Source organism: Enterobacter sp. JUb54 (assembly GCF_014298075.1).
GTDB lineage: Bacteria > Pseudomonadota > Gammaproteobacteria > Enterobacterales > Enterobacteriaceae > Klebsiella > Klebsiella lignicola.
This window is the reverse complement of record NZ_CP060418.1, coordinates 5,208,918-5,227,183: the sequence shown is the minus strand read 5'-3', so window position 1 is coordinate 5,227,183 and position 18,266 is coordinate 5,208,918. Positions and strand designations below refer to the sequence as shown.

Annotated in this window: 15 protein-coding genes; 1 reads left to right on the top strand and 14 read right to left on the bottom strand. The window is 51.4% G+C overall.

Features of this window, described 5'->3' with window-relative positions:
• Positions 1 to 5: 5 nt before the first annotated feature.
• The 14 genes from surE to HF679_RS24275 form a co-directional block, all read right to left on the bottom strand.
• Positions 6 to 800 (bottom strand): 5'/3'-nucleotidase SurE, encoded by a 795-nt coding sequence (gene surE, locus HF679_RS24340; protein ID WP_261802972.1) that lies wholly within the window; start codon positions 798 to 800, stop codon positions 6 to 8.
• A gap of 72 nt (positions 801 to 872) precedes the next feature.
• Positions 873 to 1,145, bottom strand: a complete 273-nt coding sequence (locus HF679_RS24335) for an HPr family phosphocarrier protein (RefSeq protein WP_187042461.1) — start codon at positions 1,143 to 1,145, stop codon at positions 873 to 875.
• 44 nt (positions 1,146 to 1,189) lie between these two features.
• Positions 1,190 to 2,029: a class II aldolase gene (locus tag HF679_RS24330; RefSeq protein WP_187042460.1), complete on the bottom strand. Its 840-nt coding sequence runs from the start codon at positions 2,027 to 2,029 to the stop codon at positions 1,190 to 1,192.
• A gap of 5 nt (positions 2,030 to 2,034) precedes the next feature.
• A complete protein-coding gene (locus HF679_RS24325) occupies positions 2,035 to 2,778 on the bottom strand; it encodes a GntR family transcriptional regulator (protein WP_187042459.1) in 744 nt (247 codons plus the stop codon).
• A gap of 180 nt (positions 2,779 to 2,958) precedes the next feature.
• On the bottom strand, positions 2,959 to 3,993 hold the full coding sequence (locus tag HF679_RS24320) for a zinc-dependent dehydrogenase (RefSeq protein ID WP_187042458.1): 1,035 nt from the start codon (positions 3,991 to 3,993) through the stop codon (positions 2,959 to 2,961).
• On the bottom strand, positions 3,993 to 5,504 hold the full coding sequence (locus HF679_RS24315) for an FGGY-family carbohydrate kinase (protein ID WP_187042457.1): 1,512 nt from the start codon (positions 5,502 to 5,504) through the stop codon (positions 3,993 to 3,995). Before HF679_RS24315 ends, HF679_RS24320 begins: the two co-directional genes overlap by 1 nt.
• A 79-nt stretch (positions 5,505 to 5,583) precedes the next feature.
• Positions 5,584 to 6,978 (bottom strand): PTS galactitol transporter subunit IIC, encoded by a 1,395-nt coding sequence (locus HF679_RS24310; protein ID WP_410003351.1) that lies wholly within the window; start codon positions 6,976 to 6,978, stop codon positions 5,584 to 5,586.
• Between the two features lie 8 nt (positions 6,979 to 6,986).
• A complete protein-coding gene (locus HF679_RS24305; RefSeq protein WP_064372026.1) occupies positions 6,987 to 7,268 on the bottom strand; it encodes a PTS sugar transporter subunit IIB in 282 nt (93 codons plus the stop codon).
• 61 nt (positions 7,269 to 7,329) lie between these two features.
• On the bottom strand, positions 7,330 to 7,794 hold the full coding sequence (locus tag HF679_RS24300) for a PTS sugar transporter subunit IIA (protein ID WP_187042456.1): 465 nt from the start codon (positions 7,792 to 7,794) through the stop codon (positions 7,330 to 7,332).
• Positions 7,795 to 8,862: 1,068 nt separating this feature from the next.
• Complete coding sequence (locus HF679_RS24295; RefSeq protein WP_154145252.1) at positions 8,863 to 9,966, bottom strand: fimbrial protein; 1,104 nt, start codon at positions 9,964 to 9,966, stop codon at positions 8,863 to 8,865.
• Positions 9,967 to 9,983: 17 nt separating this feature from the next.
• The gene (locus HF679_RS24290) at positions 9,984 to 12,449 is read right to left on the bottom strand and encodes a fimbria/pilus outer membrane usher protein (protein ID WP_227540145.1); all 2,466 of its coding nucleotides are present in this window, start codon (positions 12,447 to 12,449) and stop codon (positions 9,984 to 9,986) included.
• Between the two features lie 107 nt (positions 12,450 to 12,556).
• Complete coding sequence (locus HF679_RS24285) at positions 12,557 to 13,225, bottom strand: molecular chaperone (protein WP_187043085.1); 669 nt, start codon at positions 13,223 to 13,225, stop codon at positions 12,557 to 12,559.
• Between the two features lie 97 nt (positions 13,226 to 13,322).
• Positions 13,323 to 13,919: a fimbrial protein gene (locus HF679_RS24280; protein WP_123756836.1), complete on the bottom strand. Its 597-nt coding sequence runs from the start codon at positions 13,917 to 13,919 to the stop codon at positions 13,323 to 13,325.
• A gap of 741 nt (positions 13,920 to 14,660) precedes the next feature.
• On the bottom strand, positions 14,661 to 16,181 hold the full coding sequence (locus HF679_RS24275; RefSeq protein ID WP_123756835.1) for an aldehyde dehydrogenase family protein: 1,521 nt from the start codon (positions 16,179 to 16,181) through the stop codon (positions 14,661 to 14,663).
• Positions 16,182 to 16,431: 250 nt separating this feature from the next.
• On the opposite strand from HF679_RS24275, the gene HF679_RS24270 reads away from it, so the two are divergent.
• Positions 16,432 to 18,231: a sigma-54-dependent Fis family transcriptional regulator gene (locus HF679_RS24270; RefSeq protein ID WP_187042454.1), complete on the top strand. Its 1,800-nt coding sequence runs from the start codon at positions 16,432 to 16,434 to the stop codon at positions 18,229 to 18,231.
• Positions 18,232 to 18,266: the final 35 nt, after the last annotated feature.

The window sequence follows — 18,266 nt, the reverse complement described above, 5'->3', positions numbered from 1 at the left end:
ATCTACTATGTCAAAGACTCGTGTGGCGAATTCAGGATCACGGAAAGCTGGTGCCAGCTTTCCGTGGCCGTTCTTTCAAACATTAAAGGCGTGACAGAGATATATCCTTCAGAAACCGCCCCAGCCTCACTGTACGAGGGAAATGCTGTGAGTCCATGCTCTACCCGGATCCAGAAGTAATTTTCTCCGTGTGGATCTGTCGTGGGAACAACCTGTAATCCTTTCACTTTGCCGATACCCTGGCGTGTGGCTTTAATTCCCCTGACCTTTTCCGCAGGCAGGTCTGGGAAATTAATGCTCAGGAAACAGTCCGCTGGCAATCCCCGGCTAAGTAACGTTTCCAGAACAGGGAAACAAAAGGCAGCTGCAGTACGCCAGTTAATAACATCCTCAGGTCGTTTGTCCTGACTTAATGCGATCGACGGAACGCCGAACAGAAGGCCTGTAGTGGCCGCACCGACCGTGCCGGAAAGTACGGTTTCAAAACCGATATTGGAGCCATTGTTAATACCTGATAGCAACAGTTGCGGAGGCTGTTCTTTCATCAACTGCCGGACAGCCACCGTGACACAATCAGCCGGAGTACCATGTACGGCAAACCGGTGCTCTCCACGTTGCTCTACTCGGACAGGCTCCCTCAGACTGACAGAGTTAGCCACACCGCTTTTATCGGTTGCAGGCGCCACGACCCAGACTTCATCCGCAAACTGTTCTGCCACACCTTCAAGCAATTTAATTCCCGGCGCATCAATACCGTCATCATTGACAAGTAAGATACGTTGTAAGCATTTTTGAGCCACAGCATTACCTCCCATTCAGGGATAAATAGAGATCAGTCTGGGATATAAAAACTTCCCCGGGAATAAAATATATTACTCTTCTTTCTCGCCAAATCCGCTGGCAAATAATCCTTTAATTTCATCCATCAGAGCCTGCTCATCAGGTCCTTCACAGATTATCTCGATGCTGGATTTACCTTTCACACCCGCACCTAATACGCTCATGAGCCCTTTGATAGCCGTTTCCTTTCCGTTATTTACCAGAGTCACTGAAGACTCATATTTCTTCAGTGTTTTGACAATGGTCGCTGCCGGACGTGCGTGTAGGCCCGTGCTGTTAACAACACGAATATTTTCTCTGATCATGATTTACTTCCAACTCTGCTAGCTAAATTCAGAATAATTATTTATCAGGAAGCACGATTCATCATCAGTATTTTGCTATAAACATCAGCTTCTACAGCTACTTTAGCCCCTGACATCACTTTAGCAAGATTCGCTTCGTTATTATTTTGCGTCCAGGCCTGACCCACGGTAGTAATAAATGCCTTACGCAAATCGCTAGCAATATTCAACTTAACAACATTATATTTTACAAAACTACGGATGATATCTTCATCAATCCCAGAACCACCATGAATAACCAGTGGACACGGGCAAACTGCGGCAATTTGTTGTAGCAGTGGAATATCGATACGCGGAATATCTTCCAGACCATGAACGTTACCGACTGAAACTGCCAGCATGCTGCATCCGGTTTCTTCTACAAAGCGAACAACCTGATTAACATCCGTCTTGCAGTCTGCTTCACTGACGTGGTCATCTTCTTTACCCAGAATCGCGCCGAGTTCCGCTTCAACAGGTACGCCAAAAGATTTACAGAAATCCACGGCTTCTTTAGTAAACGCAATATTGTCTTCATACGGCAGTTCCGCCCCGTCAATCATCACGGAGGTAAAGCCTGCGCGGACGGCCTGCTTAACATCATTCAGCTCTTTACCATGGTCAAGGTGAAGACTAACCGGTACATCCATGGTCGCAGCCCGTTTTCTCACGATTTCATAGATATAGTCATAGCCCGACAATTTTGCGTTTGTCGGTGCAATCTGAATAAAGTTAGGTAACCCTGAACGCTCAATTGCGTCCAGGATGGAAATGGTGGTTTCCAGGTTGGTGGTATTGAATGCACCCGCCAGGATACGCTTTTCACGGATACGATCGAGCAGGATATTACCGTTTACTAATGGCATGATATTTACCTCTTTCTTCGTTGAAGTACAGTACCTAAATAATATTTATCTGATTTTAACCAGACATTTCCGAAATCAAATGGCATGTGATTATCAAGGAAAACAAGCTGTTCCAGATGAAGAACTGGTGCTTCTTCATTCACTTCCAGATAGTGTCCTCTTTCGCTACCCACTATTTTTGCTGCGTAGCGACTTTCAGAATATTCAATTTTTCGGCCCGTCATAGCCTCGACAGTCTCAAACAGGTTTTGTTTATTGAAATCAACATCAGTTATTGCTGGGCACAGCGAAATATTGATCCTGTTTTCAATTAACATAACCCTTTCCCCATCCACGCTACGGATCCGTTTAAGATAGAAAATAGGGGTACCTGGCTCTATTTGTAGTTTAGCTGCCACGCCTTTTGAGGCCTTCTCTATGTACGAGTCAATGACCTCGGTTGTAAAAGATAAATGTTGGCTTTCGAGCGATTCTGCGAACGAGAGCAATCCTTCGCCCAGAGAGTAGGAGATATTTTCTTTCTTAACGAATGTCCCCTTTCCCTGTACCTGAACCAGTAAACCTTCATTTACCAGCATAGTGACACCTTTCTTTACCGTGCCCCGACTGACCTGAAGTATTTCCATGATCTGATTTTCGGATGGGATCCGATCCCCCTTACCCAGCTCACCCTTATAAATTTTTCCGCGGATCCATTCAGAAACCTGCATATACAATGGAATTTCAGAGTCTTGCAGTATGGTACTCATGTGGTGTTTCTCCTGTGTAGATCGTCTGTATACAAGTATGAACAACTACTGATAATACAGCGTTTTTTAAAATTTAACTACATGACCGACTTCACAGTTTCAACCCAACATAAATATACTGGTACGACTATGCCTCCCATTCTATGGGTGCCCCCGCATATGATCGCGGGGGCACACCTGTCATGCGTCTGCTTTAATAATGACTTTCAGCACGTCATTATTAGGATTGGAAGCAAACTCAATCGCTTCAGGTATACGTGAAAGCGGCCAGGTATGGGTGATCATATCCTTCGTATTGATTTTGTCTTTTTCCACAATCTCAATCGCTTCTTTCATGTCGTAAGGTGTCAGCGAATAGGTACCAACGATTGAAATTTCATCCCGGAACAACCTGCCGGCATCAATCTCGACGACCGGATTCTTATCAAATGGTGAGAACACGACAATTCTTCCCCCACGGCGTACTACATCGACTGCCTGAGAAACCAGAGAAGACACCCCAGCAGCGATGATCACCACATCCGGACCTTTTCCCTGAGTAATTTCTGCCACACGGGCTTCAACATCTTCGTTTGCCGGGTCGATCGCATGAGTTACCCCCACCTTTAGCGCCAGTTCACGTTTGAAACGAGAAAGGTCGGAAACAATGACGGTAGAGGCGCCTTTCAACGCTGCCAGTTGTGCGCTGACAAGGCCTATCGTGCCTGAGCCCAAAACCAGAACAGTATCTTTTGGATGGATATTGGAAGATTTCAGCCCATGCAAACAGCACGCGACAGGCTCAATCATCGCCGCACGATCCCAGTCAAGACTGTCGATAATCCGGTGAGTCAGGTGTTCAACGTGTTGGCGCGGAATACGAATAAACTCGCTGAATCCACCGGGTTCCAGATTCGTTTTCTTGAACTGGTCGCACAGTGTAAAAAAGCCCCTGTCACAGTAATGACAGTTAAAGCAGGGAACATGAATAGCGGTCACCACGCGCTCTCCAACGCGGTAGCGTGTGACATCTTTGCCAACTTTCACCACTTCACCCGATACTTCATGACCGAGGATCACCGGGCCGGTAACTGTCTGGTGTTGCGCTTTATGAATGTCTGTTCCACACAGGCCGCAGGAATGCATTTTAATGAGCATATCGCCGTCACCAATTTCTGGTACATCGACATCTTCATATCGGATATCATTTTTACTGTAGTAAACGCTGGCTTTCATTAGTTAACTCCATTACAGAGACGCTCAGTAAGCATCTTGGATTCATAAAGCGGCTTGTAAACCTGGGTGTAAATTGTCTGATAGTGGGCCACCGCATCACTTTCCGGCAGATAACGTCGGGCCTGTTCCTCACCAGCCCATGACAGGCACTCCACTTCCACACCTGCAGCTTTAGCTGCCAGTATGGCCGCCCCTTTACTGACGGCCTCATTGACATTACAGGCCACAATTTCCCGGTTAAGAATGTTAGCCTTAAGCTGCAACCAGTATGGATTCTTGCAGGCAGCCCCAATAACATTCACGACGTGATAATTTTTTCCGGTCAGAGTTTCGTATAGATCGAGCAGGTTTCGGAGTTCAAAACACAGCCCCTGAAACACAAAACGCAGCACATCTTCAGGTCGTGATTTATCATCAAGACCGTAAATTAATGCCCGAGACCAGGTGTTTCTGTCCGGAGGACCGCTGCCACGCAAATGAGGAATAAAAATACCGTCAAGTGCGCCAGCCATAGCCATGTCCTGCTCGTTGCGTAGCGTTTCCACCATTCTCAGGAAGGCAGGCATATCGAGTTCGAAGAGGTTTTTGAACCATTCAATGGCATATCCGGCAGAAGGTAGTGAGGCATACAGGGAATGAAGCCCCGGAAGCACATGCACACCATTAGACACCCGGGCACGGAAGAAACGGCCGGTGTTATTGACCGCTTCGGTCACAACCAGTAATCCCTCTGTCGTTCCTGTGGAATTCAGAATCTGGTCTTCACTGGTTAAACCGACAGCCACGGAACCACACATATGATCATGCCCGGCGATGGCTACACGGGTTTTCGTCGACAACCCAATCAGATCAGAAACCTCAGACGTGACCGTGCCAATTGCCACCCCGGCATGGACTAGCGGACTGAATAAAGAAGATGAAAGTTCAGCTGCATTAATGAGCTGTTCATCCCAGTTCATCTCGGAGATATTTAATGCCATCGTTCTTGATGCCAGGGAATATTCCGAACGTTTCACACCTGATAATTTGAAGGCAATATATTCCGCCAGGCATAGCCATTTACGACCGTCCAGGGCACTGCTGACATTATCCTGCAGCCACTTAATCTTATTGATACTGTAATTTGAATGTGCAGGAATACCAGTTATTTCATAGATATGTTCAATATCCATTGCTGAAATAATTTTTTCCAGTTGCCGTTTTGGCCGGGTGTCATACCAGGTTAATGTAGGCCCAACTACATTGTCACTTTCATCAAGCAACACGCCTGCCTCACCTACACTGGCAACCGCAACTGCACTGATCTCTTCTGTTGTATTCAGGGTGTTTGTTATTGTTTTAAGGCCGTGTAATACACCTTCCCAGATAAGACGAACATCAAAATCAGTATTTTCTCCATCAACAATTTTTGGTGTTCTGAAACTGTACTGATTAACTAATTCGAGAGAAGGAATTTGAAACAAACACACCTTACAATTTGTCGTACCAACATCGATTCCGATCGTATACATCACTCTCCCCTTTTATTTGCAAGGGACATCGTTTGTTTTCATTCTGAAGCAGGTTCCCTCTGCTTCAGAATAGGCAGGTTTATTTTGTTACCGGAATGCCGTCAGAAGATGCTTCATTTTCTGCCACTTCCTCTGCTTTCAGCTGTTTTTTAGTAACACGATATAACCACAAGCACAGCAGGAAAATAACGGGAATGAGTACCAAGGCAATGGTATTCCCTTCGAAGATTTTGACCGCCCAGAAACGATATGGGTTACCGCCATCCAGCAGACTGGAGATTTCACCATCCGTTTTCATCGGGAAATTCATATCCCGGGCAATTTTGGTCAGGATTGGCGCGGCTGCCGATGCAACATACAGGTTTACCGCCAGGCATGGGATGCCAATAATAAACGCCCTGACAATATTCCCGCGACAGGCTAGCACCACCATAGAAATCGGTACCCAAATATTCGCGAGGTCACCCAGTGGCAACAATCGGTTACCCGGTAGAACTACCGCCAGCAATACCCCTACCGGAATCAGCAGCAGCGCGGTTGAGAGTACTGACGGATGCCCGACGGCCACTGCAATATCAAGCCCGATATACAAGTCATGACGGTCAGGGTAACGTTTCTTAAGAAAACTACGCACTGCATCTGACAACGGTAGCAGGCCTTCCATAAGCAACTTAACCATACGGGGCATAATCAACATTACTGCACCGAGGCTCATTGCCAGATTAAGGACACCTTTTACATCATATTCTGCCAGCAGGCCAATACCTGCCCCCAGAATCACCCCTAACATCATCGGCTCGCCAAAGACGCCAAAGCGTTTCTGGATCTGATCCGGATCGGCGTTAAGTTTGTTAATACCCGGGATTTTATCGAGCACCATATTCCCCAGCACGCCAATCGGAAAGAAAATCACCGATGACAGTGTTGGTAGTGAAATGCCCGGCAAATTAAAATACTTCTGAATCATCGGTGCACACCAGTCAGCCATCACGAACGTAATAGCTGCTGTGACGCCGGCAATAAGCAGGCCAAAGAAGAAGCTACCGGTCACCCCATAAACCATCGCGCCAACCATCGAGAAATGCCAAAAGTTCCAGACATCGATATCGACCGTTTTGGTCCAGTTCAGGGTCAGCATCAAAACGTTAATACCAATAGTCATTGGTACAACGAATGGTGCAACCTGAGAAGCCCATGCGATCGCTGCCAACGGAGTCCAGCCCAGGTCAACAACCGGTAAATCGATCCCGGTGTGGCTGACCATTTCTTTGGCTGCCGGCCCCAGACTGTCGACCAGTAATCCGAAAACCAGAAAAATACCGATGAAGCCCATGCCGATGGTCAGCGCCGAGCGTAATGCCCGGCTAAAACCGGTCTGAAGACACATTGCCATGATAAATATAATTATTGGCAACATGACTGTCGGACCAAGCCCCAGAATATACTGGACGGCGGAAAATACTTTATCCATCATGCTCACCTTTACTGTTTAAGGATGGCTACGATTTTTTCCAGTAATTCTTCTTCGCCAAATCCGGTCAGCAAAGGAAGGCCATTCAGGACCGGGGTCTTCAGTTCCGTCTTAACTGCTGATGTCACGATAATTAAATCAGCCATACCATCTTGTTTGCCAATGGTGCCAATATTGGACTGTATGGGTTCAACGTTAATGCCCTGGCTTTTGCAGTACTGAACCACTTTTTCAGTTGCTACCGCAGATGTCGCAATACCGCTGGTACAGGCGAAGATAATTTTCTTGTTCATTTCAGACTCCAGATATAGTAATAAGAATAACGAGGTAATAAGAACAAATGATTAAGACGATTTAATACAGATTTTTTGCCAGAAGCTCCATAACATCATCCTTTGATTTCGCCCAAAGGATCTGATCCATTTCATTGCTGCGCTGAAAAAGCGAAATTAGCTTCATCAGGAATTCGAGATGTGCATCTTTTTCCTTCAGCAGTAAAAAGAAAATAACATTCACCTTCATGGTAGAGTCCGGGTCCTCTGCCTGATTAAACACGATCCCCTCAGGGCACGTGACTACCACCAGTTTCTCTTCCCTAATATGCTCGGTATCGACATGAGGGATAGCGACCCCCATCCTTTCCAGTTGCATTGCCGTCGGATGATCCTCTTCCCTGGCAATCAATGCGCCCGGATAGCTTGACTCAACAAACCCATTTGAAAGCAATATGTTACTAACAAATCCGAACAGGTTGTTTCTGTCCTGGGGGGGCTCATTCAGGATGATGAGCTCGGGTTCAAGTCTGGAATTTAAAGACATATCGCTTGGCCTCATAATGACGATCATTGTTTCAGAGTTCAGAACAATGACAGGTATACTTGTCTATGTACAACTATGTTCAACCTGCTCAAACGTTAATCCGGCAACGTCAACCACGCAATAGTAGTTGTTTATATTTGTGTATTAGTTCACAAAAAATCAGTAGCCTCGGATACAAAAACCCGACAACACAAAGTAACAAATTGATATTTAAAGAAATTATATCATTGAGCGTTTCATTTTTTAGAAGAACAGCGACTTCTTCCTTATCTCCGTAGCCAGGTTTAGGTGAACATCGTCGTTTAAGAAAACGAATCAAAAATTAGTGAGCAAGTGCGCGTTTAAATAGCCTGCTATATCAACACAGGACGATGTTTTCATATTCAACATAACATCCTGAAATATCAGTGAAAGCGGGGATGGCGATGTCAGCTATACATTATCGTTCGGTAGACAAAAGTGCATATTCAGTTCGGTACGGACTACAAGCTGCTGACATTAGTTATGTCGGCCGGGTACTACTGTAGCCAGTTTAAAAAAGGTCAGGCATGTCATTGGGATACATTCTCTGATGTCTTATGGTGGATGCCAGAAACTACCATACACGCGCTTTTCTTCATTTGACCAACCGAAGATAAGTTAAAGAGCTTCATACCGTTGCAGGTGACGGATGTGTTCTGACTAAAGTTCTTGCTGCAGATACAGAATCTGCTGGAAAATTTTCTGATGGAAATTCAAAGTGCGGCTGGGGTGCGAATGGTGCGAAGTTGCTTTGTACTGTCCATCTTTTTAGAGTGATGGCCGTCTCCTGACTGAATAACTGGCTGGACAATTCAATCATATTTATTATTGCCATTTCGAAATAAGATGCGCAGAAATGGTTACCTAAGAATAAGTCCGAGAAAACCATCCCTACCTGAGAAAAATAGAACTATTGCATACTCTTTTTCGATATTTACGACAAAGCGTCTGACCGAAGTTTTTTCAAGCCTGCGTGCACCTCCGTACTGGTCTGTAGCAATGTCCCCTCAGCTGCAAGGACTGACACTGGATTGACCATGACATTATTTAGTTATATTCGATCGCGAAAGTGACCTGGCCGTTCGCCCGTCCGGGGGTGACGACAGTGCTGGTCTGCACGTACTGGGCGGTGTAATTGATGTTCTCCGCGCCGGCGGCATTGCTGGCAGGCATATGTTTGAGCACCGGCAGGTTGCTGGACTCATTGATTTTTACCGCGGTCCCGGCAGAGGGCGCCGGCGCCGGATTATTGCCGTAGCTCAGTTTGATGCCGACGCCGCTGGCAGCCCCGTCAACCTTTGCCAGCGCCAGGGTATCGTTGAGACTGGGGTCGGCGGTGACGCCAAAAAAGCCAATGCGGATATCGGTCGGGGTGGTGCAATAGACCGGAATACTGAAGGTCTGCGCCGTTCCGGCGGTGGTGGTCTGGCCTTTGAACGCCGCTTTATTCACGGTCCCCAGATTCACGTTGATGGTCGGGCGGGTCACCTGGCAGCTGCCGCTGGAGCCAATGTCAACGTTGAGCGCGCCAAGGTCGATACTCACCGGCGCGCTGGCGGTGTGGCTCCCGCCGCTGACGTCCTGCTTCTCGATGGTTAAATTACCGACCTGCGGCTGCGCCGGGACGCTGGCATGGTTGCCGCTCACCAGCGCCACATCGCCGGTTTTGTAAAAAGTAATATAGGCTTTGACCACGGTTTCGCGTTGGTTCAGCAACGCCGACAGTTGTGAACTGTCGCAGACCGTCATGGACTCGCTGCCGGCTGGCGCATTGCTGCCGTCGATGTAGCGCACCGGGCCGCCGCTGCACTGGAATCCCAGCGAATAACCGATACCGCTGAGCGCCGTGGGATAGACATGCTGGCCGTTAATCACCAGCGGCGTCCCGGTGCTGTTTTGCCGATAGACAATCTGTTTCCAGACCGCGGTGGGCAGTTGCAGATCGCAGACAAAATGAATGCCGCTACCGTTATCCGCCATGGCGTTGGTCATCTGCGTGTTGGCGGGCATAGTGGGCAGATAGCGAATATTCGGCACGTTAATGGTCATCTGCCCGACGCTGCCGCTGCAGCTCTCACTCCAGCCATAGTGGCTGTAAATCCCCGCCATCAGCAGGAACACAAACTGCATTATTCGAAGGCCGCGATGCATGGCTGCTACTCCTCAACTCACTGGCAAAAACCGCTGAAGGTTTTTACGCTGTTCTGCTGTTGCTCACTGGAAAGATGGAAATGCAGGGTGCATTTCCGCGCGAGGTTGTCCTGGGTCCAGCTCGCCTCAAGCGTGCCTTCATCCGGGATACCGCTGAGGTACACCTGGCCGCTATCGGCGACCATCCCCTGCGGCGCCGCGCCCGTGTCGTCCTGCTCCTGGCGCAGCTGGACGCTGGCGCCAAACGGGATCGCCCCGTCGTGATTGCGCAGGGTGAACAGCACGCGATTGCCGATGTGCGTCTGGTAGTTCGCCATCACCACCGCGCCACCGCCGGGGATCACCGTCTGTCCCTGTAATTCGACATCGGTGTCGTTGGTCATCGATTCGGTATCCAGGGTGATGGTGTTTTTGCGATAGACCGTTAACGTCGGCACGACCGCATAACCACGCCCGTCGGTATGGACGTTGCTGCCGTTCTGAATCGCCACATCCGCAGCGCCAGGTGCCCGCACGATGGCAAAGCTGTCGCCGACGGGTTGCCCCAACGTGACGCCATGGGGGTGCGCCACGATAGAACCGGAAGCGCCCCAGGTCAGCTGATTGCTTTCACTGTCATGGCGATAGCCCAGCTGGGCGCTGCCGTAGCCGCCGTGGTAATCCAGCGCGGCGCTGCTGTTACTCCCCTGCCCGGCGTTGGCGTAGCCTTGCTGCACCGAGTAATAGAGGTTCTGACTGTGCGGCATCACGCCGTACATCGAAACCTGCTGCGAGGAGTGACCATTGTTGTCGGAGGTGGTGCTGTAGCTCACCGAACTTTCCGCCAGCCAGCCGCTGAGTGGAATATTCAGGTTTAATGACCAGGAGCGGTCCGCGCGCTCCCGGTCGGAAGATTGGGTGTAGTAGTAGCCGACGCCCCAGGAGATGCCTTTCCAGGCGCTATAGAAACCGAGATGTATCGTTTCATCGCGGCTGTTGCTGTGCCAGTAATCCTGCGAATAGGCGGACAACGCCAGACTGCTGGCGGTACCAAAGGACTGGGCAATCGAGAGCTCTTCCCGGCTGCGTTTGTTATCGACCATCTGGCTCTGGCTTTCGAGCGCATTCGCTTCGCTGAAGTCGTAATAGCCGCTCGAAGAGTAACGATAGCTGGCGAGGCTGAACGAGGTTCCGGTGCGGGCAAAATCTTTCTGGTACTGCACGCGGAACGAATGGCCGGCAAAATGTTTATCCGACGGCGTGGCGGTGTTGGCCCAGGTCAGGTCGCCGCCGAGCGATCCCAGTTCGCCAAAGCCGCGCCCGATACCCATCGCCCAGGCCTGATAATCCTGCGCCAGCTGCGTGCCGCCGTACAGGGTGACCGACGCGGGCAGCCCATAGAACAACGTGCCCTGAATAAACTCCGGTGAGCGAACGTCGTTCTGGTCGGAGTGATAGCGCCCGCCGCTGAGGCTGAATTTGGCCCGCCCTTCACGCAGCATAAACGGCACCGCGGAATAGGGTTGGGTAAACGAGCGCACCGAGCCATCGCTCTCTTTCACCTGCACTTCAAGGTCGCCGCTTTGTGCCGTCGGGTAGAGATCTTTAATCGCAAAGGCCCCCGGCGAGACGAAGGTTTCGTAGATCACATAACCATGCTGCAATACCGTCACTTTGGCGTTGCTGTGCGCCATCCCGCGGATCACCGGGGCAAAGCCGCGCTGGCTGTCCGGCAACATTTCGTCATCGGACATCAGTTGCACGCCACGAAACGGCACGCTATCGAAGACTTCGCCGGTCGTGAAGGTATCGCCCATGCGCAGCAGGCTTTTGAGCGGCGCCACGTCGCGCTGCACATAGGTACTTTGTGAATGCCAGCGGTAATGCTGGTCATACTGCATTGAGGAGATATTGCGCAGTCGCCAGGCGCCAAAATTAGCCCCGCTGCGTAAATTCAGATAGCTGGAGCGGCTTTGTTCTTCAGACTGCCGGGTCTGCGCCCCGGTCAGGTTATAGTTGACGAACGCCGCCGGCACGCCCTCATCCCAACGTGACGGGTCGACATAGCCGCGACTCTGGGTGTTCATCGCCGCCTGCGGAATGCTTAAATTCAGCCGCTGGGTGGCAAAATCAAACTGGCTGCTGGCATTCGGAATGTAGTGTTCAATCCGGGTGAAGGTCTCACCTTCATGCAAGGTGTTAAAGGATGAGAAAGCGCTGACGTTGACCCCGAAATCTGCCAGCTGCGCCGGGGTCAATACCGGTTGCAAGGCCCCGTGGTCTTCAACAAAGGTGACCGACCCCTGGCCGATTTCCTGATTGTTGACCCAGATACTCACCGGATAGGTTCCGGGCTGCTGCCCGCCGGATTTGGCGAAATAGTGTAAGTCCGCCATTTTTTGCTGCGGATTGGCAAACTCGAGGGCCGCGGGGTCGAAATAATCATCGGCCCAAACCACCGCGCTGTGGCACAACAAACACAGCAGCGGCGGCACGCTGGCGATGAACCGGGCATCCCCACACGGGGACGCCTTCACAGCATCGCCGTGAACGGTAACAAAGGATTTTTTTTTCACAATAGCTGACCTGGCGATGCTAAGCGCAAAAATGACTACTGGGCGTAATCCGTAATCCCGCCAAAATCATTAATGGCGCGCCATTTCACGACTCCGGAACCGCTAACCGGCCACGTTTTGCTGGCTAACGGGGCAATCATTCCCGGTTCTTCGATCTCTTTGCCACCCACCGAAATCGTAAAAAAGGAGACAAAGTATGGCGTCGGGTTCTGCGCCACCAGTCGGTTACCGATCACTTTAAAAATCAACGATTGCCAGGCTTTGGCCGGATCGCCCACCAGGCCATTTGGTCGATAGAAAATTTTAAACTTCGACTTAATATTGACCTGTAATTTATTGCTGTCCCCTTGCTGCGTCGGGGAAATACTTTTCACATTTAACCAAAATACCGATTCGCGATCGCGGGGCAGCGTTTTGCCAATGAAATTAATTCGCAATACGTTTTCTTGTTCAGGGTCGAGGCGAAATAATGGCGGCGTCACGATAAAAGGCACCGGGCTGGTATCTTTTGCCGCATAGTTTTCCACCCACGATTGCACCAGATAAGGTGAATGGGTATCAGCATTCGTCACGGACAGTGAGGCTTCGCGCTTTCCTTCTGGATAAATAACCCGCGTCCCTCCCATCACAATACCGGCCTGAGCCGTGGTGGAGACCAACAGAATAAAAGCAGCGGTGATGCCAGCCAGAGTATATTTCATCATCACAATCATCAAATAACGGTTTAAATACAACCGCAAAACACAACAAACAGCCAAAATACAAAAAGAAAATGAGCAGGTATTCCTGCTCATTGCTTTCTTAGTTGTACACCATATTGAAGTTAGCGGTTCCGTTTGCCGCACCGGCGGTCACCGCACTGGTGGAGATATAATCGGCAAAGAATTCCAGATCGGCCGTACCGGTGCTGGCGCCGCTGGTCCCGGCAACCACGTTCTGGTCACGAGAGACGGTGCCGAGATTAATCGGCGTGGATTTGTCATCTTCGTACAGTTTGATCGCTACACCCTGCGCGCCGCCGTTCACCGCCAGCAGGTCGCTGTTGTTGGTATCCCGGGTGCCATCGAACAGCACCGAGACTTTGGTGACCGAGGTCGGGCAATCTTTGACTTTAATATGGAAGGCGGTTTTGGTGGTTTCAGAGCCGGCGCCAGCAAAGTAACTGCTCGCCCACTTGCCCAGGTCGACGACCTGATTGGCGCTGGTGCTCTCAATATTACAGGAGGTGTCGGTAATGGAGCCGGTGAACTCGACCTGACCACCCGTACCTTGCGTACCGCTATTTGAGCCCGGATTGACGGTCACTGCGGAACGTGCAGGCTGTGCGGGACTTGCCATTACAACGCCGGATACCAGAGCACCAACCATCGTTGCCATAATACAAAATTTGGTTTTCATTTTTTATCTCATTGCTAACAGATCTTTATGACAGATACAGCTCAGAAACAGTATGTTTGAGCAACTCTGCTTTCCGTTTCTCCATGTTAAGAATATGCGCGTTCCATCAGCGGGATATTAAACGCTCGACAACAGGTCCCGTTCGATTTATTGCACCAGAATGGCGAAATAGACCGCAAACAGGAAAAATAAAACCAGGCATTTAATATTAAGAGAAATACTATTCTTGCGATAAATAAAACGCAATATTTTGTTATGTTAATGAAATGATGTTTTATTTTACCAATGAAATAAAAATCCTATAGCTCATCAGGATTGTTAATTTTAGAACCCAAAAAACCCAACAGCATAACAGGACAATGCAACAACTTGCCGCGTCAGTTAACAACATCAACAAAAAGAGGCCCTGTTTTGCTGCGTTATTTCTGTGAACCCGCAGGAGACAATCGCTGTTTTAAGATTATTCTTAGTTACAGTCACCTTCTCATATTTGTCACATTGGCAATCATAATTGCACTAATAAATACCTGTTATAACTATCCTGAAGCCTTATATTTCATATGAAACTTCAAACTGAATAAATCTCATTCATTAGCCTTGATATTATTTCAGTGTGCTTAATTCTCAAGCGCCGTGAAATAAAGAAAAACGGCGTCTCCCGATAAAAAAACCCGCCACGGCAAACGCCGGTGACGGGTTGTATCGAACATCAGGTGGGTAAATGCGCGGTTAAATTCTCAATTAAAACAGTCCTAACGGCGCGGTACCGTAGCTGACCAGCAGGTTTTTGGTCTGCTGATAGGCTTCAAGCGCCATTTTGTGAGTTTCGCGGCCAACCCCTGACTGCTTGTACCCGCCGAACGCCGCATGCGCCGGATAGACGTGATAGCAGTTGGTCCAGACGCGACCGGCCTTGATCCCGCGCCCCATGCGGTAAGCCAGGTTGGTGTCCCGGGTCCAGACGCCGGCGCCGAGGCCAAACTGGGTCTGGTTAGCGATGGCCAGCGCTTCCGCTTCATCTTTAAAGGTGGTCACGCCAATCACCGGGCCAAAAATTTCTTCCTGGAAGCTGCGCATCTCATTGCGCCCCTTAATCAGGGTCGGCTGGATGTAGTAGCCATTGTCCAGCTCGGCGGCAATGCTGGCGCGCTCGCCACCGGTCAGGATCTGGCCGCCCTCGTCACGGGCAATCTTGATGTACGACAGGATCTTATCGAACTGCTGACGAGACGCCTGCGCGCCAATCATTGTATCGGTGTCAAAGGGGTCGCCGCGACGGATCTGCGCCACTTTGGCCATCACCCGCTCCATGAACGGCTCGTAGATCGATTCATGGATCAGCGCCCGCGACGGACAGGTACAGACTTCGCCCTGGTTAAAGAAGCCCAGAACCAGCCCTTCCACCGCCTTCTCAATAAACTCTTCTTCGCCATCCATCACGTCGGCGAAGTAGATATTCGGCGACTTGCCGCCCAGTTCAACGGTACACGGAATAATATTCTCCGCCGCGCAGGCCAGAATATGCCGCCCGACCGGAGTGGAGCCGGTAAAGGCGATCTTGGCAATGCGCTTGCTGGTCGCCAGCGCTTCACCGGCTTCTTTACCGAAGCCCTGCACCACGTTCAGCACGCCCGCCGGGAAGATATCGCCAATCAGCTCCATCAGCAGGGTGATGCTCAGCGGCGTTTGCTCTGCCGGTTTGAGGACCACGCAGTTACCGGCCGCCAGCGCCGGCGCCAGCTTCCACGCCGCCATCAGCAGCGGGAAGTTCCACGGAATAATTTGCCCGACCACCCCCAGCGGCTCATGGAAATGGTAGGCCACGGTCGTTTCATCGATCTCCGCGGTGCTCCCTTCCTGCGCGCGCAGGCAGCCAGCAAAATAGCGGAAGTGGTCGACCGCCAGCGGCAGGTCGGCATTCAGCGTTTCACGCACCGGCTTACCGTTGTCCCAGCTCTCGGCAATCGCCAGATACTCGAGGTTTTGCTGGATGCGATCGGCCACCTGCAGCAGCAGATTCGAACGCTGCTGGACCGAGGTTTTGCCCCAGGCTTCTGCGGCGCGGTGCGCGGCATCGAGTGCAAAGTCGATATCTTTGGCATCCGAGCGGGGGAATTGTGCAATGTCGCTCCCGTCCACCGGCGAGGTATTCATAAAGAATTCGCCGCCGATCGGCTCGACAAATTTGCCGTCTATATAGTTACCGTAAGCGGACTTAAATGACACTAAGGCGCCCGGCTTGCCAGGATGTGCATAACGCATTGCAATCTCCTTCTGTAGGGTTGAGGCGCAGCGGCGTATTGGTTTTGTGCTGTTGCCTGCTGCATGAGGAGTAATGCAGGGGTTATGCCAGAGTTTTATGACTATGAAATCATCATGTTATTCATTGAGTTACACGAATACCTTTGGCGGGTGTCGCACTGATTTCTGCTTCTGTGTCGCAAATCGCAACACATGAGAAACCATAAAGCTACAATGTTGCAACATTACTTAAGCGGCCATGAGGTGCTCCGTGCAAGGCAATTCGTTTACCCTCGACCCCGAGGCGAAAACCAACCCGTTGCTCAGCGATTCCTGGTTTCGTAGCCAGCAGTATGGTCTGGAGCCGACGACGGATGATTTTCCGCGCCTGCGATCCAACGAGCTGGCGGATGTGCTGGCCAGCCATACCCGGCTACAGCAGCTCACTCAGCCGGTGGTGAACACGCTGTCGCGAAAAGTGGCTGACCTGCAGTCGGTGGTGATCCTCTCTGACGCCAGCGGCCTGGTGCTGCAAACCTTCGGCAACCTGCACGCCATGGAGAAAGCGCAGAGCTTCGCCCTTGCGCCGGGAAATTTGTGGAGTGAAAGCGGTCGCGGGACTAACGCCATCGGCACCGCGCTGGCCATCGACGACAGTTGTGAAATCGATGGTCGCCAGCACTTTCTCACCAGCAACCAGGACCTCTATTGTGCCGCCATGCCGGTGCAGAGCCCCGACGGAAAAATAGCCGGAGTGCTGGATATTTCCGGCCCGGCGCAGGTGCCGCATCCGCATACCCTGGCGTGGGTGAAAGCGGCGGCCAAACAGATTGAGTACCTGTGGGTTAAGCAGAGTCTGCACCCGCAGCAGTGGCTGATGAGCCTGCATGCCGATCCCCACAAGCTCGATAGTGTCGAAGAGCTGCTGCTGGTCTTCTCCGATAACGTGCTGACCGCCGGCAATCGCCTGGCGATGCGCGATCTGGGCCTCGATCCCGAGCAGTTCGGCCAGGTCACCTTCCAGCAGCTGTTCCCGCAGCTGACGCAAACCGCCGTGAGCATCCCGCTGCCGGTCACCCTCCAGCAGCACACCTGTTATTACCGTTTACGCGCCCCGGCCCGCAGCGGCGTGGCGGTGGTGGCCCCGCCCCCGGCACCTGAGCCTGAACCTCTCCATCTGCCATTCACCAGCCCGCAGGAAGGGGAAAAGCTGTTACGTCTGCTGAATGCCGGTATTGCGTTATGCATTGAAGGGGAAACAGGATGCGGGAAAGAGTTTGTCAGCCGGACGCTGCACCAGCATAGCCGCTGGCGCAACGGTAAATTCGTCGCCATCAACTGCGCCGCCATTCCCGAATCGCTGATTGAATCTGAACTGTTTGGCTACCAGCCGGGGGCCTTTACCGGCGCCAGTAAAAACGGCTATATCGGTAAAATCCGCGAGGCCGACGGCGGGGTGCTGTTCCTCGATGAGATTGGCGATATGCCGATGCTGCTCCAGACCCGCCTGCTGCGGGTGCTGCAAGAAAAAGAGGTGACTCCGCTCGGCGCCAGCCGGAGCGCGGCGGTCAGCTTTGCGGTGATTTGCGCCACCCACCGCAACCTGGCGCAGCACGTGACCGAAGGGACTTTCCGCGAAGACCTGCTGTATCGCCTGCGTGAATTTGCCCTCACCATCCCCCCTTTGCGCGAGTGGACGACGCTGCCGGCCTTTATCCAGCAGCTCTGGCACGACCTCGGCGCCACGGCCCGCCATGTGCAACTCTCACCGCCGTTGCTGACGCATCTGGCGAGCCTCCCCTGGCCGGGTAACGTCCGCCAGTTGCAAAGCCTGATGAAAGTGTTGCTGGCGCTGGCTGACGAGGGAGATGAGCTGACGGTGGCGGATCTGCCCGCCGAGTACCAGACTGCACCGCCGCCGCTGCCATCGCGTGGGCTTCAGCAGCACGATGCCCAGCTGATCGCCCAGACGCTGAGCACCTTCAACGGTAACGTCAGTAAAGCGGCGCAGGCGCTGGGCGTTGCCCGCAGCACGCTCTATCGCCGCGCGGCGCGTCACGGAAAAAATTAACCCGCTGCGGGGCGGGCTGCCCCGCGACCGCACTT